Annotated in this window: 27 protein-coding genes and 2 pseudogenes; 19 read left to right on the top strand and 10 right to left on the bottom strand. The window is 40.7% G+C overall.

The window, feature by feature from the left end; translation table 11 throughout:
• Positions 1 to 218 precede the first annotated feature (218 nt).
• Positions 219 to 1,424 carry an MFS transporter gene (locus tag HC723_RS13370; protein WP_190339441.1) on the top strand — a complete coding sequence of 402 codons (1,206 nt, stop codon included), beginning with the start codon at positions 219 to 221 and terminating at the stop codon, positions 1,422 to 1,424.
• Positions 1,425 to 1,567: 143 nt separating this feature from the next.
• Here the strand turns inward: HC723_RS13370 and HC723_RS13365 are convergent, their stop codons facing one another.
• Together HC723_RS13365 and HC723_RS13360 are read right to left on the bottom strand one after the other, a co-directional pair.
• On the bottom strand, positions 1,568 to 1,924 hold the full coding sequence (locus HC723_RS13365; RefSeq protein ID WP_238925494.1) for a MarR family winged helix-turn-helix transcriptional regulator: 357 nt from the start codon (positions 1,922 to 1,924) through the stop codon (positions 1,568 to 1,570).
• A gap of 70 nt (positions 1,925 to 1,994) precedes the next feature.
• Complete coding sequence (locus HC723_RS13360; protein ID WP_107898978.1) at positions 1,995 to 2,411, bottom strand: SRPBCC family protein; 417 nt, start codon at positions 2,409 to 2,411, stop codon at positions 1,995 to 1,997.
• Positions 2,412 to 3,007: 596 nt separating this feature from the next.
• Between HC723_RS13360 and mnmH the strand changes: the two genes are divergently transcribed.
• On the top strand, positions 3,008 to 4,099 hold the full coding sequence (gene mnmH, locus HC723_RS13355; protein ID WP_190339439.1) for a tRNA 2-selenouridine(34) synthase MnmH: 1,092 nt from the start codon (positions 3,008 to 3,010) through the stop codon (positions 4,097 to 4,099).
• A 25-nt stretch (positions 4,100 to 4,124) separates the two neighbouring features.
• Entirely contained in the window at positions 4,125 to 4,346 is a 222-nt protein-coding gene (locus tag HC723_RS13350) for a hypothetical protein (protein ID WP_190339438.1), read from the top strand.
• An 87-nt stretch (positions 4,347 to 4,433) separates the two neighbouring features.
• Here HC723_RS13350 and HC723_RS13345 read toward each other — a convergent pair whose 3' ends face one another.
• The 3 genes from HC723_RS13345 to HC723_RS13335 all read right to left on the bottom strand — a co-directional run bounded on the left by HC723_RS13345 (position 4,434) and on the right by HC723_RS13335 (position 6,365).
• Positions 4,434 to 4,748, bottom strand: a complete 315-nt coding sequence (locus HC723_RS13345; RefSeq protein ID WP_190339437.1) for a hypothetical protein — start codon at positions 4,746 to 4,748, stop codon at positions 4,434 to 4,436.
• Between the two features lie 356 nt (positions 4,749 to 5,104).
• Positions 5,105 to 6,106, bottom strand: coding sequence for a YecA family protein (locus HC723_RS13340; RefSeq protein ID WP_190339436.1), 1,002 nt, complete (start codon positions 6,104 to 6,106; stop codon positions 5,105 to 5,107).
• Between the two features lie 40 nt (positions 6,107 to 6,146).
• Positions 6,147 to 6,365, bottom strand: a complete 219-nt coding sequence (locus tag HC723_RS13335; RefSeq protein ID WP_190339435.1) for a hypothetical protein — start codon at positions 6,363 to 6,365, stop codon at positions 6,147 to 6,149.
• A gap of 212 nt (positions 6,366 to 6,577) precedes the next feature.
• Between HC723_RS13335 and HC723_RS13330 the strand changes: the two genes are divergently transcribed.
• From HC723_RS13330 to HC723_RS13315, 6 genes are all read left to right on the top strand, one after another.
• Positions 6,578 to 6,853, top strand: coding sequence for a helix-turn-helix domain-containing protein (locus HC723_RS13330; protein ID WP_190339434.1), 276 nt, complete (start codon positions 6,578 to 6,580; stop codon positions 6,851 to 6,853).
• Positions 6,846 to 7,487, top strand: a complete 642-nt coding sequence (locus HC723_RS17485) for a HipA N-terminal domain-containing protein (protein ID WP_238925493.1) — start codon at positions 6,846 to 6,848, stop codon at positions 7,485 to 7,487. Before HC723_RS13330 ends, HC723_RS17485 begins: the two co-directional genes overlap by 8 nt.
• Positions 7,488 to 7,880 (top strand): HipA domain-containing protein, encoded by a 393-nt coding sequence (locus HC723_RS17480; protein ID WP_238925492.1) that lies wholly within the window; start codon positions 7,488 to 7,490, stop codon positions 7,878 to 7,880.
• Positions 7,861 to 8,079, top strand: coding sequence for a hypothetical protein (locus HC723_RS17475; protein ID WP_238925491.1), 219 nt, complete (start codon positions 7,861 to 7,863; stop codon positions 8,077 to 8,079). The genes HC723_RS17480 and HC723_RS17475 overlap by 20 nt, the downstream gene beginning before the upstream one ends.
• Positions 8,057 to 8,359, top strand: a complete 303-nt coding sequence (locus HC723_RS13320; protein ID WP_238925490.1) for a YgjP-like metallopeptidase domain-containing protein — start codon at positions 8,057 to 8,059, stop codon at positions 8,357 to 8,359. Before HC723_RS17475 ends, HC723_RS13320 begins: the two co-directional genes overlap by 23 nt.
• A 182-nt stretch (positions 8,360 to 8,541) precedes the next feature.
• A complete protein-coding gene (locus HC723_RS13315) occupies positions 8,542 to 8,892 on the top strand; it encodes a hypothetical protein (protein ID WP_190339433.1) in 351 nt (116 codons plus the stop codon).
• Positions 8,893 to 8,929: 37 nt separating this feature from the next.
• On the opposite strand, the pseudogene HC723_RS13310 reads toward HC723_RS13315, so the two are convergent.
• Together HC723_RS13310 and HC723_RS17350 are read right to left on the bottom strand one after the other, a co-directional pair.
• Positions 8,930 to 9,213 (bottom strand): annotated as a pseudogene (locus tag HC723_RS13310) (IS4 family transposase); the annotation flags it as partial.
• Positions 9,212 to 9,783 (bottom strand): annotated as a pseudogene (locus HC723_RS17350) (site-specific integrase); the annotation flags it as partial. The pseudogenes HC723_RS13310 and HC723_RS17350, both read right to left, overlap by 2 nt.
• An 817-nt stretch (positions 9,784 to 10,600) precedes the next feature.
• On the opposite strand from HC723_RS17350, the gene HC723_RS13295 reads away from it, so the two are divergent.
• Together HC723_RS13295 and HC723_RS13290 are read left to right on the top strand one after the other, a co-directional pair.
• A complete protein-coding gene (locus HC723_RS13295) occupies positions 10,601 to 10,792 on the top strand; it encodes a hypothetical protein (protein ID WP_190339432.1) in 192 nt (63 codons plus the stop codon).
• A gap of 78 nt (positions 10,793 to 10,870) precedes the next feature.
• Complete coding sequence (locus tag HC723_RS13290; protein WP_190339431.1) at positions 10,871 to 11,140, top strand: hypothetical protein; 270 nt, start codon at positions 10,871 to 10,873, stop codon at positions 11,138 to 11,140.
• A gap of 64 nt (positions 11,141 to 11,204) precedes the next feature.
• On the opposite strand, the gene HC723_RS13285 is transcribed toward HC723_RS13290, so the two are convergent.
• Together HC723_RS13285 and HC723_RS13280 are read right to left on the bottom strand one after the other, a co-directional pair.
• Positions 11,205 to 11,507 carry a type II toxin-antitoxin system RelE/ParE family toxin gene (locus HC723_RS13285; RefSeq protein WP_190339430.1) on the bottom strand — a complete coding sequence of 101 codons (303 nt, stop codon included), beginning with the start codon at positions 11,505 to 11,507 and terminating at the stop codon, positions 11,205 to 11,207.
• On the bottom strand, positions 11,504 to 11,788 hold the full coding sequence (locus HC723_RS13280) for a damage-inducible protein J (protein ID WP_190339429.1): 285 nt from the start codon (positions 11,786 to 11,788) through the stop codon (positions 11,504 to 11,506). The genes HC723_RS13285 and HC723_RS13280 overlap by 4 nt, the downstream gene beginning before the upstream one ends.
• Positions 11,789 to 12,314: 526 nt before the next feature.
• Here HC723_RS13280 and HC723_RS13275 point away from each other — a divergent pair.
• The 8 genes from HC723_RS13275 to HC723_RS13240 all read left to right on the top strand — a co-directional run bounded on the left by HC723_RS13275 (position 12,315) and on the right by HC723_RS13240 (position 21,613).
• On the top strand, positions 12,315 to 12,557 hold the full coding sequence (locus HC723_RS13275) for a type II toxin-antitoxin system Phd/YefM family antitoxin (RefSeq protein ID WP_190339428.1): 243 nt from the start codon (positions 12,315 to 12,317) through the stop codon (positions 12,555 to 12,557).
• Between the two features lie 8 nt (positions 12,558 to 12,565).
• Positions 12,566 to 12,865, top strand: a complete 300-nt coding sequence (locus HC723_RS13270) for a type II toxin-antitoxin system RelE/ParE family toxin (RefSeq protein WP_190339427.1) — start codon at positions 12,566 to 12,568, stop codon at positions 12,863 to 12,865.
• 443 nt (positions 12,866 to 13,308) lie between these two features.
• Complete coding sequence (locus HC723_RS13265; RefSeq protein WP_190339426.1) at positions 13,309 to 13,797, top strand: hypothetical protein; 489 nt, start codon at positions 13,309 to 13,311, stop codon at positions 13,795 to 13,797.
• A gap of 46 nt (positions 13,798 to 13,843) precedes the next feature.
• A complete protein-coding gene (locus HC723_RS13260; RefSeq protein WP_190339425.1) occupies positions 13,844 to 15,433 on the top strand; it encodes a site-specific integrase in 1,590 nt (529 codons plus the stop codon).
• On the top strand, positions 15,423 to 18,290 hold the full coding sequence (locus tag HC723_RS13255) for a site-specific integrase (RefSeq protein WP_190339424.1): 2,868 nt from the start codon (positions 15,423 to 15,425) through the stop codon (positions 18,288 to 18,290). Before HC723_RS13260 ends, HC723_RS13255 begins: the two co-directional genes overlap by 11 nt.
• Positions 18,287 to 19,564: a hypothetical protein gene (locus HC723_RS13250; RefSeq protein ID WP_190339423.1), complete on the top strand. Its 1,278-nt coding sequence runs from the start codon at positions 18,287 to 18,289 to the stop codon at positions 19,562 to 19,564. Before HC723_RS13255 ends, HC723_RS13250 begins: the two co-directional genes overlap by 4 nt.
• A 310-nt stretch (positions 19,565 to 19,874) precedes the next feature.
• Complete coding sequence (locus HC723_RS13245; RefSeq protein WP_190339422.1) at positions 19,875 to 21,038, top strand: Arm DNA-binding domain-containing protein; 1,164 nt, start codon at positions 19,875 to 19,877, stop codon at positions 21,036 to 21,038.
• Positions 21,035 to 21,613 carry a hypothetical protein gene (locus HC723_RS13240; RefSeq protein ID WP_190339421.1) on the top strand — a complete coding sequence of 193 codons (579 nt, stop codon included), beginning with the start codon at positions 21,035 to 21,037 and terminating at the stop codon, positions 21,611 to 21,613. The genes HC723_RS13245 and HC723_RS13240 overlap by 4 nt, the downstream gene beginning before the upstream one ends.
• Positions 21,614 to 21,805: 192 nt before the next feature.
• Here HC723_RS13240 and HC723_RS13235 read toward each other — a convergent pair.
• The coding region (locus HC723_RS13235) for an ISAs1 family transposase (RefSeq protein ID WP_190339420.1) at positions 21,806 to 22,137 on the bottom strand (332 nt) is incomplete at its 5' end.

The following is a 22,137-nucleotide window of genomic DNA, read 5'->3' as shown; positions in this document are numbered from 1 at the left end:
CAACAAGAGTCAGCTGTTTGTATTGTTTCCCCATGTGGGTACCTTGGTTATTGTTTGAGAACTTCAGCCTACGAGCAGCTGGCTCTCGTGTCTATACCAAGTGTGTCGGTTATTCTGAGAATCTAGGGTATAATTGTCACAGAAGCAAAGATAAACAATATATATTATAATAATGAATTCAAAATAAGTCATGAAATTCAACCACTTAGAGGTTAATTATGCATAAGGGATTACGAATAACTATTATTGCGGCAATTGGTATGTTCTTGTCTATGCTCGATACTGGTATCATTGGAATAGCCGTAAATGATATAGCTGAAAGTTTTGATAGTAATACATCCATTGGTGCTTTAACCGTTACTAGTTATTCATTAATGCTATGTGGAACAATTCTGATTTTTGGTAAATTATCATCAATACATGGCACTATAAAACTATTTAATTTTGGCATGTTACTGTTTTTAATATCATCACTATTGTGCTCTTTATCATGGTCTATATGGGGTTTAATCTCTTTTAGAGCGTTACAAGGAGTAGCAGCTGCAATGATACAATCAACAGCAATGACGTTAATTGCTCAATATATAAAAAATGATACAAGTAGAACCAAATCAATAGCAACAGTAATAACGTTTGCAAGTATGGGACCGATACTTGCACCTGTAGCGGGAGGGATGATCTTAAATTACCTATCGTGGGAGTGGTTATTTTACATTAACATTCCATTTTGTGTTGTTTCTTTAATGCTATCTTCAAGTGTAAAGATAGAGAAATCTGTTGCTTTAAGTCAAAGTTACTATCAAATATTTTTGTATTCACTTTCTATTGTAAGCTTAATTAGTGGGATGATGTTATCAATTGAAAAGGTAGCATTACCAATGGTCATATTGGCTTTTATTTTACTTATTCGTTCGGAGTTAAGTGACAAAAATAATGGAGTGTTACTAAATAAGCATGTGGTTAGTAATGAGTTTTACGTATCTGTGATTGGTTCTTTATTTTTGGGTTGCTCAACATCGTTTATGTTCATCGTTTCGCCTTTAAGATTAATGGCATCAAATGATATATTATTTATTTCGGTCCTATCAATGATTCTGCCTGTTTTTACTGTTTTCACATCAAAAATATCATCGATTTTTATAACGAAAATTGGTTATAAAAATATTTGTTTTATCGGGGCTTTCTTAATGTTAATTGGCGTGATCGGGCTGTCTAGAAATAATTATACGGTTACCTACGCCATTATATCCTTATCGTCATTTGGTATAGGTTGTGGTCTGTTTCAGCCATCAAATACGGTTATGTTATTTAAGGCTACTGACAGGAGCTATCACGGCATGGCTAACTCGTTATCAAGGTTGTTTGTAAACATGGGGATTGCAGTAGGATCATCGTTAATTGCTATGTATTATGTATCTAATTAAACATAATAGTCGAACTGCGATCTTCAGGACAAACAAGCAAAAAGGTCTCATCCGTGGCCTTTTTTCTAACACAGTTATGCCCCAAAGTGAGACAGAGAGGGATTGAACTCAGTTTCAAACCCTGCAACTTGCCTTACTTTCGCTTAACTATTTTTAAGGCCTAGTAGCAGAGAAGTGAATATTGCTCTCTGGTCTTGTAGGCTCTCGAAGTATAGCTGGTCTAACTCTTCTACCTGAGCGATGGCTTTTTTCGTTAGATATTCTCCAGTTTTCGAGAGTTTGAGCGAAAAACTACGTGTATCTCTAACGTCTTTATCTTTAATTATGATCTCATTAGCGACTAGAGTCTTCATCGACTTGGATAGTGTCATCTTATCCAAGCCAGTGATATTGACTATTTCTGCTTGTGTTGTTTCGTTTTTATTCTTGTTACACCATAGTATGGAGGCGAGTATAACGAACTGAGTATGATTAATATTTAAAGGCTTGAGGTGCTTCATTACCTCTGAATGCCATTTATTGTAAACAACCCAGAGCTGTAGACCTACGCTGTTCGAAGGGAGTTCGTGCTTAAACATTGTGTTCAGCCCTTTTTTTTAGTCCTTCAAGAGTAGACGGTAGACCTTTATAGATTTTCTTTCCAATGATTTTCCCAAACAAAAAACTAGTTAAACCTGAAAACTTAACTCTATGAATTACTTGAGTTACTTTTCCATTGACCTGCAAATGATGCTCAAATGATAGAACGCAGAATGGTAGTTTACTTGTTACAGTAAAGTGCTTATTTGGTATAGCATCTGCAATTACAATCTGTGATTTAGGTCCATTACTCGGCTTCAGAATACCTTTAGTACCGATCTTGAATTCTCCCATGAGATGAGAGTAGTCAACTTCTTCATCCCATTGACTCCAATTTTCGACATCGGTATATAACGAATATATGTCTTGAGGTGAAGCTTCAATGCAAATACGTTCTTCAAAAATCATTCTGTTCCATCTCGATTGGAAGTTAGTAAACTAGTTTACTATATTTTGTTGTGGGCATGTTTGCAAGAGCAAGTAAGTGTATTTGAATAGGAGGTAGGAGTGCGCGCTTAATAACTCTTGTCTATAGACATTTAAAATGGGAACGAAGTTAACAATTTACCATACCTGTAGTTATTCATTATTTTCTAATTTAGTAAAAGCGCTGGCAAGGTTTTGTCCAGAGACGTGCCAGCACGATCACCGCTAGCACGTTTGTGCCCCTTTCCTTGTTTCGACTGACTCAACACATACTTCACCAAAGCTTCATCAGACTTACTTTTTCTAATCTAACTAAGTGACCAAATTTACTAATCCACAACAAGACTATTAGGGTTATGTTTAATACGATTAATGATTTGCAAGCACACCACAACCCCAAATTCTAAGAATAATATGCTCAACTCTCCAAGCCGGTGATTTGGATTTTTTCAAAAGCAGTGCATGAGCAAGTAAAGTAACTAACCAAATACAAATCATAAACTTGACCTTCCCCTTAAGTCACGTATTCTGAGCGCCTGTTCTAGCGAGTACTACCATTACATTAAGTGACCTCAATTATGCGCCCCAATAGCAAAGATTTTCTCAATATCTTCTTAAATGATATTCCTTTGATGGATGTTCGCGCGGCGATTGAGGTTGATAAAGGCGCTTTTCCTCAATCAATCAATCGTCCATTACTCGATGATGCTCAGCGGCATGAAATTGGTATTTGCTATAAAGAAGCTGGGGAAGAGGAAGCCATATTATTGGGTTTAAAACTGGCGACACCAGAAATTCGCGCACAACGGCTGGCCGATTGGAAAGCTTTTTGCACCGACAATCCCAATGGTTATCTCTATTGCTTTCGGGGCGGTTTGCGCTCTCATACCACTCAAGCTTGGCTTAAAGAATCCGGTGTGGATTATCCACTTATTGATGGTGGCTACAAAGCGATGCGCCGCTTTTTGATGGATCAACTCGATGACAATATCGAGTCACTTCGTTTGATTAATATCTGTGGCCCGACCGGTTCTGGCAAAACCCGAGTACTGCAACATATTCATCATCAAGTGGATTTTGAAGGACTGGCTCAGCACAGAGGTTCGGCTTTTGGTCGTAATGCAGATGACTTCCAACCCAGCAGTATTGATTGGGAAAATGCCGTATCAATTGTCATGTTGAAACACCGCCACCGACATGCGAAACAACCGCTATTTGTGGAAGATGAAGGTCGCTTAATTGGCCGAATAGTGATGCCTGAGAACTTATGCCGCGCCATGACAAGCAATGAGTTAGCGATATTAGAAGAGCCCATAGAAAAGCGGATCGCGATGACGGTTGAAGATTATGTGACACAACCTTGGCAGGACTATCAGCAACGCTTTGGCCCCGATGCAGAGCAACACTTTAGTGATTTTGTATTAGGCAGTTTAACTCGGATTAAAAAACGATTAGGTGGCGATCGCTTTAACGCATTGCACACCAGTTTAACTCAGGCATTGGACGTGTTATTTCGTACAGGGGAGCACTTGGCATTTGATGCGCCAGTCAAAACCTTATTAGCTGACTATTACGATCCTATGTACCACTATCAATTTGGCAAACGCCAAGGCAAAGTCATTTTTCAAGGCAATAGTGAAGCCATGATCGAGTGGGCAAATGCTCAATAACTATGCCAACAATCTAAAGATCTGTATGACGCTACGTATTCCTAAAATAGAGACGGAAACACGGGTTAACTTAAAAATAACGAGTAATAAATCACTTAATAAATTAAACCCCAAAAAAGCCATTGTCGTGGTTGATGGTAGCTCTTGGAATGTACCTTACTCAATGTTATTCCCTGTTTTATCGGGCGAGACTTGCGATCAAGTAACATCGTTACCACCTGAGAGCGCCCATGCAGGAGAACAATAAAGCATCTAACCTTGGAGTGATTGCTTCACCCCTTTATTACTCCCCGACAGTTCATTCAAAATAGCGCCCTCTTAATACCTGACAGCGTTAAGGGCGTTTAAAGCGTGATCGTACGATATCCGTTATGAGTTGATGTAATGATTCATATACGCCCTTTTCGGTGTTTATTTCCCAATAATCATCAAACTGAGCAATAACATATACATTTTTCTCGCTATCAAAGTAAATACAGTGGTCACCAATAAGGGCGAGAACCCAAGAATACAGCTCTTTCGTCTCGTCGATATGCTCCCACCTTTGAGGTGATACTAGTTTAATTAAACGCCAGAAATCTTTATCTAGCCCTTCCATTATGATTTCTTCATGGCAAATCAAGCTCGCCAATTTTTTTTCGCTATACATTGAAACGCCTTAAGGATCAGGTTGTTATTTACCGTTTGATGTAGACTTGAAAAGTAGACCTTACAAGACGAGGGTTTACGGTTGAATTGGTGACGACTCACATCCGGACTCATGGTAGCGATAACCATCACAATTTATCACTAAGGTTGAATATGGCTTCCCACTGGCATTATCCCCGAGCAGAATTCGCAAAATTAATTATAGATGGCATGCAACAGGATTTATTGGATCGCGTTTCAATATTTGCCACTCGCAAGCGTGGCATATCCCCGCCTGGGCGATGTTTACGGCGAAATGGCTAATTGCAGAGTGAGAATGCAAGAATGACCAATATAGCATCAAGATACCATTGAAATTCAAACTTTAAACTCAAACGTCTGCTTAAGTAACGGTAGAATCGTTAACTGCCTTACCACTGACTCTCCCTCATAAAAACGACAAGGATCAAGCATCACAAAACCAAAGAACTCTAAAAATCGGGAGATAAATCGGATTTCAATCATATAAGCAAGTCGGTTTTTCGGGGTGCTATATTGCTCATCTTGCATCAAGGTTAGTAAATCAGGAAAGGCAATACAGACTTCTTCATTTAAACGATCTAAGTCGCCATGAGAACACAGTCGCCATAGCATAAACAACCAAAATTGCTCTAACGGCACTTCATCTTCCCAACGATCAAAGTAGCCCCAATTATACTCTTTTACTGCCGTTTCAAGCATTAACGGAAAGAATACGGCCAAACCATCTTGTTGGTAATTCTCCTGCATGCCATCGGCTAAATAAAAACGCCCAGCTTTAAACTCAATGATGCCCGCTATTTCAGCCAATACTCGTGCGTAATGGAGTGCATTAAATTTATCTTCATTACTGCCAGAAAATTCACTGATGCTGATCACAGTATTGAATTGTGATACCGGAAATTCAGATAATAATGCACTGGCTTTTTTGACCAATTTGGCAGGTAGATTCCCTTTAGTGGTGGCTTTAAGCGAACCACCATCGAGCAAAATCTCATCCACAATAAGTGAAAAATAGCGCATCACCGGACTGCTAGAGATATCTTTTGGAGTGTGATGGATGATGACGTCTTGTAACTCAGTGAGTGGGGCATAAAACCAATTAGCCATCTGACTTGACGATAACCCAGAAAAGTCAGTATTCGGTCGGTTATTTTGCTCATCCGCTTTTTGTTGAATAATAATGTTGAGATCATCAAGACTTAGATCCGGACTCATGGCAGCGATAGCTTGAATTTCATCAGTAAACTCAGATCGCGCCTTAGAAACCTTATCCATGCAACAACGTTTATATTTTTTTCCACTGCCGCAAGGGCACTCGCTATTTCGACTAATTTTCATGATTTCAGGTCTTTATAGTATAAGGTTGATTTGTTGCCCATTAGGCGTCAATTAACTTGTCACCACAATAGGGACAATATCGTACTTTTAATCGAACGGTTGACATAATATCACCCACCTCTTCAAACCGACAATCATTGAGCAGATCTTCTTCCGTTGCTTCCTCATGTACCGTCAGGATCCATTGTTTCTCTATTTTTTGGATATCACCACAAACACTGTTGTTCAATATCAAGCAATGGTGAAAAATCTCATCCATTATCACCTCCAAGTTAAGCACCAAAACGGGCATAATCAATGAGTACAGCCTTATTTACCCGGACACCTAATTAGAGATGATAATATTATTCGGGCTAGATAATTAGAATGCGCTAGCTGTGGTGGTGCCCACCTACTTATTGCTACTATAATAACAATTAAAATCACATTTATGCTATAATGCATACCATAGTAGCAATTTACTAGGAATGTATGTTATCTCTTTATACCGCTTATGATTTACAGATGGAGCTCAAAGAGTTTATCAAGTCTGCACGAAAAAAAGATAAGCTCAGCGTTCAGAAGTTGGCCGATCTCTCTGGTGTGCCTTACGCGACGATCCGAAAGTTCGAGTCATCTGGCAACATCTCATTACGTCAGTTTCTCATGCTTTATGAGGCAGTCGGTGATTTGAAAAAAATAAAAAACATAACAAAGCCCTCTGAGCCTGAATTTAAATCAATAGAAGATGTGCTCAAACATGCTTAAATCAGCCTTAACCGTCAAACGAACGCTTAGCACAGGTGAAAAGATACTTGTCGGAAAATTGGTTGAAAATAGTAAGCAAAGCTTTTTTCAATTTGATGAGGGCTATTTAAGCGCTCATCCTACCTCTTTGGCTCCTTTCAATTTAAAGGCTGATACAAGCCTTCAAGTTGCCCCGAGAGAGCCACATTACGGTATTCACGGGATTTTTGGGGATAGCCTTCCTGATGGTTGGGGTCTATACCTTATGGATCGTGTATCTAGGCAAAATAATCATAACCCAAAGGAAATTACCGCCCTAGAGCGCTTGGCCCACCTAGGTGACAGGTGTATGGGTGCCTTGAGCTATGAGACAGAATTAGATTTACTTGATGACTCCAAAAAGTCGATTGATATTATTACTCTTGGCCGAGCTGCGATTGAAGAGTTTGAAGGCACCGAGTCAGCTTTACTTGAGCACTTGATGAATACAGGGGGCTCGGGTGGTGCTAGGCCAAAAATGAACGTTACACGCTTATCGAATGGCAAATATTCAACATTAGATGACGCGAAAGGAACAAAGCTTATCGTCAAACTGACATCGGAAAAGTTTGATTTGAAGCACGCTGAATCATTGGTGGAATATTGCTACATGTAGATGGCCCGTAATGCCGGAATTGAGGTTCCTAACTTTAATTTAATTGATGCGGGTAATGGACGGTTTTGGCTAGAGCAGGAACGATTTGATTGCACCGTGCAAGGCGGTCGAGTCCATATGATTTCTGCATGTGGGTTGTTAGATACACCGTATCGAGAGCCTTCTTTGGACTATGTGGATTTAGTTAAAGCGACGCGCATCATGTGTAGTGTCACAGAGTCTCAGAAGCTCATTAAGCGCTGCATATTTAATTACCTAACTGTTAACCAAGATGATCACAGTAAGAACTTCAGTTTTCTTGCCTGTGACGCCGATAACTGGTCGCTATCGCCTTTCTACGCATTGTTTACAGTCCTATCCTTACAAAGAGCATATGACCGCATTTGGTGGTAATGGCCACACGCCAAAGAACGCACTAAACCAGTTAGCGGCTCAGTCGGGGTTGCCTTCAAAGAAAGCGATTATGGTGATGGCTGAGGAAATATTTGAAGCAACACGCTCGTTTAGTCACGAGGCCAAGCACCTAGGCTTGTCATCTCATCTAATCAAAGAGGTTGACAAGGATATGGTTGAAAAATTTAAAGCATTGTAAGGTAAACGGTGAAAGCCATTATCTTTGGGGGAAGCGCTATCGACTGAATATTGTTGATACTGCGGGTAAGCATGCTGTGACAGAAAAAGGCGTAACACAACTAGAGCTAGCTGTAACAAAAAATACCAGTGTTGATAATCGTCTTAAGTTGCTTAATGGTTTTTATCGCAAGCGAATGCAAGAGTCTATCGCTAAGTTACTCCCTCATTGGCAAACGAAGCTAGGTGTTGAATCAAATGATATCGGCATTAAGAAAATGAAGACCAAGTGGGGAAGCTGACGCTTTTGAAAACAAAGAGTTTGTAAAACTACATCAATCTACATTGCGTAAAGTTGATGTATTTTGCAATTTCCTTGGACGCACGTTAACGCGGCGTTATGCGTTTAAAGAGGCAAAGTAACTATTGCCAACGGACTTTTCATGATATTTTTTCGCTCACATTGATAAAATAGGTTCAAAATATGTTAAATCGCGGCGCATTAATACTCAGATATAAGCAACCTGCAATTGATTGGTTAAATAAGGTCGATCCCACAGGTTCATGTGAGCTCACATTGGAACATGTAAACGAAGATCGTACGGTTTACTTAGTCAATGTTGAAGCTTCTGATACACCAGAAACAATAAAGGAGTGGGTTAAATTAAATCATGGCGCACTATTTGAACGAGAATTGTTTGATTGGTATGTGGATGAGACTTTGTGGCCATCTAAACGCACATGGTCTTTGTTTCAAAAGTGGTTCACTATCGAATGTCATTCAGTGATAGAAGATACCATGTTGGGTATTCCAATTGTAGATGAAGACGCATAACCAGTTGCTTAAAAGGACTAAAAACAGCAGGCTATCTCCTTCGCCGCTCAAGTATTAAGCTTTCAGCCATGTTGTGAACCCCTTTTAACTGTCGCGGGATCGCGCCTGGTGTTGAATACGGTAACCCAACCAATAATGCAGTGATATGTGCAAGTGTTCCGTTAAAGCTGAGTTGATAAGGCAAATAATTCCCTTTCAAACTGAAGCTCAATTCAACCATCTGATAACGAATCAAATTGTACGTGAGCAATATTCCCCACAACTCTTGTTTGACTAGCTCTGGTAACCGACTGCGCAGGTTAATCGGTTACCAAGCATGTTGGGTGTATCTTGCCGTTGTATTTAAACTGGCATGGCCGAGTAAATGTTGAAGTGAACGAAGAGCAAGACCTTGTTCAAGTAGGTAAGTAGCAAAGCAATGGCGTAATGAGTGAGGGCTAATATGCTTATGTATTCGGCAATCTCTTAATACTTTGTTTGAGCGCTTTTTGTATCCCACCGCGATCCATCGGACTATTGCGACCATTACCTAAACCGGGAAAGAGCAAGGTGGGATGACGATGAGTTTTCCAATAGTTTCGTAACGCATTGAGTACCTGTACAGGTAATGGTATCAGGCTGTGGTGGCTTAACAATATTCAACCATTCCCATTGTTTTTCTATCGTGTAACGATAGAAAAACTGTAAACCATTTCGATCTAGTTTGACGGTACTCTATGAGTGGGATCGTATTAATGCTTCGAAGTACTGCTTTAGGTCTTGCGTGGTTAAGGTATCGGGTGGGCAATCAAAATAGGCGGATATACGACGTAGCGCACGAGAATAGGCATCAATGGTGGCAGGCCGTTTCCCTTGCAGTGTTAAATTACTAAGATGTTGTTGATAAAGAGACTACTGGCTAAGTGCATCCACTAATTTTTCATTACCAATCTTTGCCATGCTTGACCACTTCTTATAAATAGTTTCACTCGATATACAAAATTTGTTTTTACGAAATTAAATTACTTGTTTTTACGAGTTTATATGAGTTGCTTTTATGAATCAGTATCTTCTGAAATATTTAAAGCATCCTCTATTTCTACACCTAAATATCGAATATTTATAGCGACTCTGATTCTCACCGAACACACTACATAATGTTTTATACAATAGCTCTGGCTAAGTTTCTCGACTATCGAGAACGGCTCAAGGAGTCGGATATCACCAGAGCGGTAGCCTTTTTTAATATTTCATCTTGCCTTGCAAGCTCTAAAATTAATGAGGATACCTGATCACGCAATATCCCCATTAAAGGATAACACCTCATTTATACCTCACAGGGGATAATCCAGATGAACCGTTTTTCAAAAGGGCTAACGGGGCTTATTTCAAGATTAAACGCAGGGAAACCGACTCAGGTAGCGTTACGTTTCACTGTAACGGTCTAAACAACCACATCAAACGGATACTAGCTGATAGTGGAATTGAACGCCCCAGTATTCTTTCGGGGCGAAGGACGTTTGCAGTACGCTTGAAACGGCAAGGCGTTGATACACCAACTACTCACTTGATGCTAGGCAACAAAACACTAGATACCACACTCAGACTGATCGATACGGATACGGCCAGCATGTTAGCAATTGCTAATATGGCGTTTTAAATTGATTTTTATGTGCAGATAACGCACACTTTAACTCATTATGAATGACATACGCGCATTGAGGTAGTAATGACACAAACCACTGAGAAAGAAACCTTTTCCGCTTATTGCCGTCAGAGCGTAGGGCTTGACGCTAAAGAAGTGGCAGACATGGCAAACATTCCGCGCAGAACCTTTTACGATTGGTGGCGCACTAGACGGACAGCTGTAGAGTTAATTGTTGAAGGAATTAAACACAGACAAGAACAAAAAAATGAGTGATATACGCGCATTATTCAATTGACTTATGAGCGACATACACTCATAATGAGTTATCAGTTAATCAATGAGGGGTACGAAATGACAGTAATTCCACTCGATACACACAAGGCAATCAAGCGGTTGCAAAAAGTAGGCATTGACGAAAAGCAAGCCGAAGAAATGGTAAACCTTTTCGGTGAAATGTTTGGTAATGGTGCAGCGACTAAAAGTGATCTTGAAGTGCTTCACAAGGACTTAAAAGCAGACCTTAGCGAAATTAAAACAGATTTATCATGGATTAAAAAATTCATGTTTGGCGTAGGGTTAGCGGTTCTTGTTGCTGCACTAAAATACATCTTCTTAGGTTAACAACAGTCGCCCTACGGGGCGGCTCTCGGAGAGGGAAATTTCGTTGATCACTAGCGGCTACACATTAGCTTTGTATGTGTGTGGCTGAACTTTCTGGTGGAAAATTTTGTTTTTGATGTAAAACTCGCATTATCCTTATAGTTTTGCCATCAAGCCAATAAGATACAATCATTGAAACCTCTGGAATAATTAACACCCTTCCAAGAAAAATATCTCTTTCAACACCCATTAAAGGGTGTTTGAGTAAGTCCTCAACTTTATTTTCAATAATTTGATCCGTTTTTTCAGCAGCACTTGGATTGAAATCAAAAAGAAATTCAAATATTTTTTCACGATCATTCAATGATTCTTCTTCCCAAAAAATCATGATTTAGCTCGATTACGAATTTTTTGTTTCCTTGCTTCCATTTGGGACTTAGCTTCTTCATGTATGATAAAGCTAGATTTTCCACTATCAAATTTATCAAATGCTGCGTTAATTTCAGCAGACAACCATGCATCATGACTCATGGATTTTCGCTGTTCTTCAGCTAACCCTTCAGCAAGCTCTCGACATGCATCGCTTAAAGTACGTCCTTGGCTTTCAGCCATTAACTGTGCTAGACGTTTTGTTTCTTCATCAACTCTAAATTGGATACGTGTGTCCATTTGGTTTACCTCAAATTTAACTGTGTACACACAAATGTTAGCACTGGTTTAATTCCAAGGCCACTAACAAATAAGGATAGGTGTCGCGCAGCCGACACCTTATCTGGGTGTTGAACAAGCCCGAAGCTGCTTATTTAGAATCGACAGTCATTTAAGCGCCACCACCAATGAATATCTTATTCTACCCGTGTAATTGACGCCACTTTTCTAGCTGAGACGGTCTGCCCCCGTATCGTACCAATACTCCTTCGTGAAAATGACTCGCACTCCACCGACCAGCACCTTGCATCTGTACACCAGCTTTAGGGGGCTCTGCTAGTTAAAATCTAATCCATTGGATTACTTTTGGCCAGTTACATAATGCCCAAATAGTGGGCTAAACTTGAGCTGCGCAAAAATGCCTGCTGCTTTTAGTCCTTGCTAATTTGTTTGTTTAACTTTCGCACAAATCGTGCGATTTAATCAATTTGTGCATTTTGTGTGGTAAATTATAATATCGTATGAATCATAAATTTGGATATTACCTATGATCACATTAACAGCAAATGATGCTAAACGTAATTTTGGTGAGCTACTTCTAAACGCTCAACGTGAACCAGTTAAAATAAGTAAGAACAGCAAGGATGTCGTTGTTGTTATGTCAATTAAAGACTATGAAGAGATTGAAGCTATGAAAGCCGATTACATAATACGTTGCTTTGAGTCTGCAAAGGAAGATGCTGCAAAAGGTAATGTGGTCGATGGTGAAACATTTCTTAATGCGTTGTAATTAAAAAAATGCCAAATTCACGATATAAACTAAGTAAATTGGCTCAAGCTCATTTACGAAAAATAAAAAACTATACTGTTACCAATTTTTCAGAAGTGCAGTGGCAGAATTACAAAAATAAGCTTCTTATTGGATTTCAAATGCTCGCTGACACCCCCACAGTTGGAAAAAGCTGTCATGACTTATATCCAAATGGTTTTTACTTTCCTGTTGGTAAACATGTTGCTTATTTTAACAAGAAAGAGGATTTTATTTTGATCGTTGCAGTTCTGGGGAAATCACAATTACCACAAAATCATTTTAAATAAATCTCACACCTAACATTTAAAGTGACCATTCTGATTAGTTAAAACTAACGCCCAAATAACGGGTTAAACTTGAGCGTAGCGAAACAGCACGCCGTTTTTAGTCCTGTTAAGAAAAGTCGCACAATGAAAAGTCCAACCTTGCTAGTACAGATCGCCTCAAATCACAGCGCGATTGTAATCAGTAAAAATACGTCAACCTGATGATTAAAAAGCATAATCTTCATTCATTAACGAACCAAAAATGAGATACGCATCTCAATTTTGATTATTTTTTGAACATTTCTTCATTTACCCCCCATTTTCCCCCTCTGAATTCTTCGGACTTTCTTCCGGTGTAGGTAAAGTATTTATAGAGAGCAAATTATTTCTCGCGATCTAACTACAAGCCACTTAAAACACCCAGGCATCATTCATCCATTATTGATACAAATAAAGGTAAGCCAATGAAATCAAAACGTGTTCCATTAATGTCGACGTCAATAATCATGCATAACATGGTGAGTCACCTCGCTCAATTGGATCGATTTGAATTATCCGCGCCATCAACCGACATGCGCTTTATGTCGTTAGCGCAGGCGCAAGCATTGCTCGATCTTCACCCTATTCCTGTGACGCTCCCAACCGATGCTGACTCACCTTCCAGCGCCCAATATTGCAGTTTAATGCCAACGCCGATCATTGAACAATTGCGCTTCCACGTTGATGCAAACTCATTAATGCTCACGGTATTAATTTACCCTGAAGAGAACCTTGATGAACGGATCCTTGGTTTCTTATTATTTGAGCCTGCTTTTGTGATGACCAATCGCATGCACCACCCACGAAATATTCATCATAGAATCGAACAAGCCAAACATCTCAATCTCGCCCCACCCAATAAAAAACAATTGGCAACGATAGCCAGTTGCAGCCCCACCGCATTTCGCTCATAACACATAGATATCCCGACTTGTCATCATCGATTTAAAGGAAAAAAGCATGTCAATATTGCATCATATCAGTCGCAAAAATCGGCAGCGAAACTCTGGTGGAAAATATCCGGCGGCGCTTGATAATGCCGTCACGTTGGCTATTTTCCTTATGAAACTGGGTCACAAGAAAAACTCACAGCCAGGTATCATGTTCGCAGGGCTATTTTTATGGTTAACACGTGAGATGTCATCGATTGAGTCGGCGCAAGATATCCCAGATTTTTATCGTGTTAGCACCGCCGCACCTTGTACTAAAAATGCTTTTCGGATCAATAAAGCCAATGGGGTGTCTTGGTGTGAATATACGTTGTGTCACCATAAAAACATTCAAGCAAAAGAGCAGCATTATGTTTGGCAACCCGTTCCTACTGCGTTCAATGCTCTTATGTTAGCGTTTATCAAAAAGAAACGCTATTTTAATGCACTGCAAAGCTCCACAAACACATCGTCTTATTTTCTGAGCCGCCCAGAAAAAGCCGCATTATTTGATATTTTATCGGAAATAAAATGGAAAACCCCTGCAGCATTAAGTGCTTACCCTCGGGTACGAAAAGATCGCTTCTTTAATTACTTTTTTCACTGTGTCCAAGCTGATAACCACCTGGGCGCGATCGTGCGAATGACGCTGCTGCCTTCCAACCGTCACCATCATCAAAGTGCTTATTCGTATCAGCGTCTCGATAGCGATCAAATTCGGTATAAAATTTTTGAAGCCCATAATCGCTATTTGACGGCGCTTATCTGTGCGATGCGAGATGCTGAGCTCGTCGATAAAATTAAAAGCCCAACCATCAAAGAAACCATTTCGTTATTCACGACGATTCCCAAGTTTCCCAATCACCTCAGCCAATTCGGACGGATCCTGCAACACCAGTTAGTCAGCGCAAAGAAGAGTGGTAATGTCGAAATCACCGCACCTATCCACATTGGCAGTCGTCGTTATGTAGATGAAACCGATGTAACGGCGTTTTTTAAACGACTCTTTACTCATATCAAGAAAAATGCCCCTATACAATCGGCCACAAAAGATCAATGGATCGCGCATTATAATCTTGCCACTTATCGGATCGCTTTTTTGTTCATCGTACTTACTGGGGTTAGGCCAAACCACAGTATCAGTATTCCAGCGCATCGAAATTTTGGAAATCACACGGTGTTTGTCTCTGATAAAGGGCGTTTAAGAATGTTGAGCCTTAACCCTTATCTTCAACAAGAGATCGCACGTTATCTGCAATACCAACAATTTGTATTGTCTCTTACGCCTGAAAAGTTCCCACACGATGATCTGTGGTTTTGCCTGACTCCCGAGGGTGTGCCCTATTCATTATCAAATCGGTTATTACGACATTTTATGCATGATCTTTGGCCTGGCATCGTGCCTTATCAATTACGACATTTTTTTGCTCAAAGCGCGACAAATTCAGATTTGAGTATTCAATTAGGCGATCAGGATGTTGACCGGTTAATGGGACATTCTAATCTTGGTGAACATCTTGGCAGTGATGATGTGTTTGCGCCCACTCACGCGCGCATGCAGCAACATTTACACAGTTTATCTGGTCGCTTGGGATTGCAGGAGATGGATTATGGTCAGTAACCAAGCCCAACATGAGGCCAACAAAGTCATTGAGTATTACCAGCAACTGACCATGCCTTGCTCAAGTCAAGACGATCTCGCGTGGGTATTTGCCCATTGGCCAGTACATCAATTTGAACAAAGAGAGTTGACCGAAAAAGATCTCGATACTGCTCGAAAAATCATACGTGAGATCCCCACCGGTAAACAGCGCCTGTACCGGCAGGCGTTAAATCACATCGTCGTGTATTTAAAAGAAGCTTGTCATTGGGTTTTGCCACGACAAGATAGTATTAGCACCCATTTAGACGATCATAATATTCAATGGTTTACTCCACTGACAAATCAGGCATCCTCGGCCCATCAATGGCATGAGCATTACCAACAACTCAAGTGCGATTTTTTCACCCAGCGCCCCAGCATTGATACTGTTTTTATCACCTTGATGATAGGCTTTGAGGTGGCACCATTGTCTCTCAAGCATATTGGTCAAATTCTCAATGATCCAACAAGCATTGAGCAAAACGGCGTGGCTACACGGTTAACGGTAAGGCATCTACAACACAAAGATGTCGATGCCAGTTTTACTCACTATCATCTCTCACTCTTTTGTTACCGTTTGCTCTGTGATTATTATGCAGCCGCCCCGCCAAGCATCACAGACAACGCCTTATTTAAACGCTGTGAACAATGGGCGCAAACGTATCATCTTCCTAAAGCGCGAGCGAATCAATGGCAGCAACGCTTTCAAATTACCTGGTTTATTATCCACAAATTGCCACCGAGTTTGCTAAAAGATCTGTCCTACCCTGAGCGGCATGTCGGCTTTATTCCAGTCACTGACAATACACACATAAAATCCGCCACTAAAGTGCGCACCATTTATGATATTGATTGGGATCTCAATTGGTTTGATAAGTTGAAAACCTCGACCAAAAAGGCGAACTGGCCGCATAAACAATTACTCAACCACATTGTGAAAGATCATTCAGCCAAATCGTCGGTAACACAACAAAAAGCCCGCTACATCGATTGGGCATTAGAGCCGCAATGGGATGCTCACAATATTTTGCCGCGAATGCTCTTTTTATATACGGCGCAGTTAATCGAATATGGCGGGGTGAAAAAAGAGCGTCTTGCTCCAAGCTCCATTGTGAAATACACCACATTAGATAAAACGCTGTTGAACTTTCCTCTGAGCTATGTCGAGGCCACTTCAGAAGTTGATCTTAACCTGTGGGCCAAAACGGTGTATCAATCACTGAGCACCGATTCAACTCAATTGACCATGTATTATTTTTTGCGATTCATCAGCGTGCAAGAATTGACAGAATCACTCGATATGTCGGCATTAACCCCTCCGACAAACCGGCCATCCGTCAATGCCTATCGGCTCAGTTTGGACGACTTTGAGCATCTATTTGACGCCTTAATTAATGCCCCAACCAATAATCCATTTAGGTCATTGTATGCGGCGCTGGCCGCGATATTGGGCTTTTTTGGTATGTTACGACGTGGGGAAGTGTTGCGATTACGTTTTCAAGACATCACCTTTGATCCGAGTAAAGGCGCATTAAGCCTTTGCATCACCGCCACAGAGGAAGGTCACACCAAAAGTGGCAATACCCGCATGGTACATACTGTGCTCCCAAAACAATTTATTTCCTTTTTATGTACCACGTTGAGCATGAAAAAAGCCCTCCCGCCAGACTCACCACTGATTGGCTTTGAAGGTGAGAAGTATCATTCGCGACAATTATTTTATGTATTGCCGGTATCTAAGGCATTAAAAGCGCTGTTTGGCGAACAAGTAAATTTTCATCATCTTCGCCACAGTGGCGTGCACTTATTCATGCTGCAAGGGTTGCATCTGGCCAATCAAACGCGAGAAATCTCACGCGGAAAAACTGAGCTTGAAACGGTGATGCTCAGTGATAATACGTTGGCCACTCGCTTTCGTTATTGGTTGAATGGGCGTGAGATCACTCTGGTCAATGATGGGATATTGCTCGATGAAATGGGCATGCAAATTGGACATGCCCATTATGCCACCACCCGTTGGTCTTATTTACATGGCGTAGACTGGTTATTACCTATCATTACTAAGCGTTACTCTTTAGATCTGCAACAAGCTTATTCTCATGCCGAGTTACGCTATTTATTTGGTCTCAAAAATCAATCCAACGCCCTCTCGAGCCGATTGCATAAAATCATGTGGGATCGCCAATATAAAGCGTTAAATGAGAAACAAGCCAATCCGGTATTACTGGAAGAGACCGAGATCCGAGCGTCCCTATTTTTGCCTGCCGAAAAAACAAAGAAACCAAAGGAACAATCTGAAGACATGAGTGCTTATTGTACTTGGGAGAAAAGCGTTGCCTCTAATGATCACAGCTTATTGGGTTACTTGTTTCATTCCATGCATGAAGCCAAGATCATCGATTTGCAGGGCTTAAGTGCGATCTGGAAATTAGGTTGTCAGCATCACATTGCTGCGATCACTAAGAAACAAAAAACGGCGCTTCGCCTTCTTCCGCCTATTAAGCGAAATGTTGAAGACAATACGCTGTATTTCACGCCCGACTGTAACCTCAAGCATGCCAAAGCTTATCGGGAAATTTTTCATCACAAGGACTGGCAATGGTTAACATTTGATTTTGAGCTCGCCGTTAACAGAAAAGTGCGCCCTGCTCGAAAGGAGAAAATACTTAAAGACGAATTTATGCAATCCAAGGATACCTTACGCATAACCAAGCATCCTGAAGGCGACACTCTCCTCACCGTCACCTTAAGGCCGAAGGACGGTATATCCGATCTTATTTTAGACACCGCTCATCAATGTTTATTATCCATTCAACATGACAAGGACAATTTATGAACCTGATCCCGCTCACCATTCCCGCGAGTAATCGCACCTTTGTACAGACGTTGATCGATTCACTCGAAATTCGAAAATCAGATTGTGTCGTCAGTTTTATTATCGATAAGTCTGATGCCAGTTTAACACTGGTCAGTGGCGTAGAACCTTTTTGCGTAGAGATGGCGTTAACGTTAGATCCTGCGCCGAAAAAAAGCCTTTCGTTTAGTCTTGATGGCAGTTATTTCGCTCAGATCCTAACGTATTTTCCCGATCCAGAACAAGATATAGAGTTGACGTTAAATCGTAAATTGAACGGTGAAAATCACGTCGCTTTGATTCATAACAGCACACTGTTAAATGATAAAGCCCCAGAAGAATTTGCCCTGCGAACGTGTGAGTGTAAAGAAGTCGATGATACGCATGTCGACTATTTGAAAAAAAAGGCACAAAGGAGCACGTTTACCATTAGGAAAACGGCCATTGAACGAGTGATACATGAAGCCACCAACAATCTGCCGTTTGACTATATTGAGTTTAATAAAGACAAACAGACCATCAAGATACAACGAGATAATGCCATTGAAGAAAAAGTGCTGCCGAGCAATATGAACATACCCATGAATATGCAGCTCACAGAAGAAGCGACGCGTACGCTGACTCATATGTGTGAAAACCTCACCACAGAAGAAATCGACATCAATCTGCAAGGTGAAGATATCACCTTCATATCACCGACTTTTAGCTCCACTCTATCGCTTGCTGGCATCGACATTTTTTTAACGAAGAAAGCAGATACCATCAAACCGCTACTGCATTTTATGTTGGATTTTTATCACTTTAAGGCCGAAATAAAACACTGCCAAACCCAATACAGTAAAATAAAAAAGGCCAACCAAGCGATATTATATTTAGAACCGGACAGCCTGACTCTCTGCTCTTTAATTAAGCCCTATCAATTTATCAAACCCATTAAGATCTTTGGTATGGGAAATGAAAAATACATCGGTAAAGGGTTAGCGCTGCGCTTTTGTCCAAAAGAAATCTCGGACATTAAGATCAAGGATTTAACCTGCGCTAAAAAAATCAAAATGATGCTGTATCAAAATCTCAATGGTGAGTATAAATTGGGTTGTTATAACTCCGAAGCCGATACATTACCGCTCTCCACCTTCAGTGTTGAAAAGGACAATGACGCGCCAAAAGCCATACAGCCCTTGCTTGAAAGTTTTAATGCAATCCAAGGTGAATCAAAGCCTTCTCATGAAGAACAACCGGATCTATTTAATTTTTAAGTTTGGCCATTTCGCCAATAGGTAACAAAAAGCGCCAAAAACAACTGGACAAATACACAGTATTTATTATAGTAATAGATGAAAGATTAACCAGTCAATGATTCACTAGGCATGACGTTGAGATAATAACTTGATGTGATGAGTTGGAAAATCGTTGAATGGGATGACTCTAGAAATTGCAGTTGAGACAGAGGGGCGGCAACCCCCCTGCCTCGTACCGGCTGCCTGACGTTTAAACCAGATCCAGCCGATGGTCGTATTTTAGCGAACTCCATCGGATAGGGATAGATCTATTTGATGGAGGCCAATCATGGCTCATATTCGCGTACGTCCAAATGGGCGCATTCAGTTCGACTTACACCTTTACGGTCAGCGTTTTCGTGAAGGCACAAAAACCCTCGCTACCCCGAAAAATCTCAAGACCGCGCAATTGCAACTCAAGCAAATGAACGCTGAAATTGACTTGGGAACCTTTCAATATCGCAATTATTTTCCCAACAGTAAGAAAGTGCAATTATTTGAATCATTGCAACGCGATAAAGATCCAGAATGCCAATTTCCATTTTTTGAAACGTTTGCCAACCAATGGTTTGAGCGTCAAAAAGGCAAATGGAAAAGCAGCTACCAGCGCAGCGTTCGAGGCAATTTAGATCGTTATTTACTGCCTGAGTTTGGCAATATGTTGATCAATGAAATACAGCTTTCGCAAATTGACTATTATCGCCAAAACTTAATGGAGAAAACCAACAGCGCCGGCGATCGCCTATTAAGCAACAAGCGCATCAATAATGTTTTTTGGCCCTTTATTGCCATCTTGAGTTTGTCTTCTGAAGAATACAAATTTGATTACCCATTTCGCCGCTACAAAGCGTTACGAGAAGAAACGGCCAATTCGAACCCAATGACCAAAAATGAGGTGTGCCAGTTTTTACAAACGGTGGATGAACAATGGCGTGATTATTTTATGTTGCGGTTTTGGACCGGTATGCGCAGTTGCGAAGTGCATGGTTTGTATTGGGAACATATCGATTTTGACCATGGGTTGATCCATATTCGCCAAAATTATGTCAGTGGTGAGATTTGTGATGTGAAAACGCCTAAATCACGCCGCAGCTTAAAGATGTGCGATACCTTGCGCGATTTATTAATGCGTGTAAAAGCAAAGCGCAATCATGACTCTGCTTTTGTTTTTGTGAATGACAATGGTCAACCGCTTGATACCCATTTCATTAGTAAAAAACTATGGTATCCGACATTGAAAAAAGCGGGGTTAACGCGTCGCCGCCCTTATGAAACACGCCATACCGCTGCGGTTTTGCATATTGCTGCTCATGAGAACCCATTGTATATCTCACAAATGCTTGGTCACAGCGATACACGTTTGTTGTTTCAGGTTTATGCCCCTTATGTCGCCAATGCTTCACGTTCTGATGGCAAGGCGTTTAGTGAGCTTATGATTGGTGAGGCATTATGAAAAAGCAGATCACACAGCAAGACCAAGCGCAGATTGTAATTAACCATTTTCTTGCTCATGAGATGGGCATTAAAATGGCGGCGGTGGGGTTAATGTCAAAAGCGACCAAATCCGAGCTTAATATGGACGATCCGATTGAATCATTAGCAGGGCAAAATGCGTTATTCGTTTTTGCAGAAAAGCGTTGGGCGCTCTGGCGTAAAAATCCAGAGATCATAGAGGCTGTCGATAGGCATGTTCAGGCTCTGTTAACACCAGAGCCCATCGCGTTGAATGACACTAAACTTTATCGGCGATTACTAAGCATAAATTTGGTTAAGTATTTTGTCGCGTTGGAACGCATTAAAAACAAAGCCGATCGGATCTATTTATGGGAAAGGCATCTTAAACTGACCAAACATGGGCTCATTGCGCTGCGTTGCTATATCGAAGATCCTGATATTGAAGTGGCGTATTCCAATCAAGATGTGATCGCCATTAATCATCATAAAAAGCGGATTTTTTATTACTGTGAAAAAGGAAAGTTTGAAGGGAACATTTTAGGGTATGAGGTTGTGCATCAAACGTTGAGTTAGATGTGTGCTTTTTGAGTTTGAGTTTGAGTTTGAGTTTGGAAATATCCGGTGTTTTTCAAATATCACTAGATATAAAAAAGGTGTCTTATTTTCGTTATAGAAAATGAGACACCTAGTATAAAGCAATATATTTTCAATGCCTTGAAGGGGCTTAGAGATCGTACCTTAGATTATCAGCATAACAGGGCAAGATTACGAAAGCCCTTGCCCTACAAGGACTTTGGAAAGGTAATCGTTATTTCGATTTGCCTTTTTCTGCTTTCGCTTGATGCCGGCTTTAAATGATTTTTCTTCTGTTAAGAGATTTATGACCGCATGGCGTATGACTGCCAAGTTTTCACCAGCCTGCTCTCGTCTAATACGACAACTATCTTCGTTAAAGCCCACATCCAAACGCCAGTGCAGCTGCACTTCTATACTCCAATGTGCTCGAGATTTTTCTAATAACTCTTTTGCCGTTAATTTAGCGGAGCTAATATAATGCCGAATAGTTATCGTTTCAGCCGGTTTATTTCCTTCTTGCC

Origin of the sequence: Vibrio sp. S11_S32, from assembly GCF_014694465.1 — a bacterium.
GTDB lineage: Bacteria > Pseudomonadota > Gammaproteobacteria > Enterobacterales > Vibrionaceae > Vibrio > Vibrio algicola.
The sequence above is the reverse complement of the archived record's forward strand: the minus strand, read 5'-3'. Positions and strand labels throughout refer to the sequence as shown.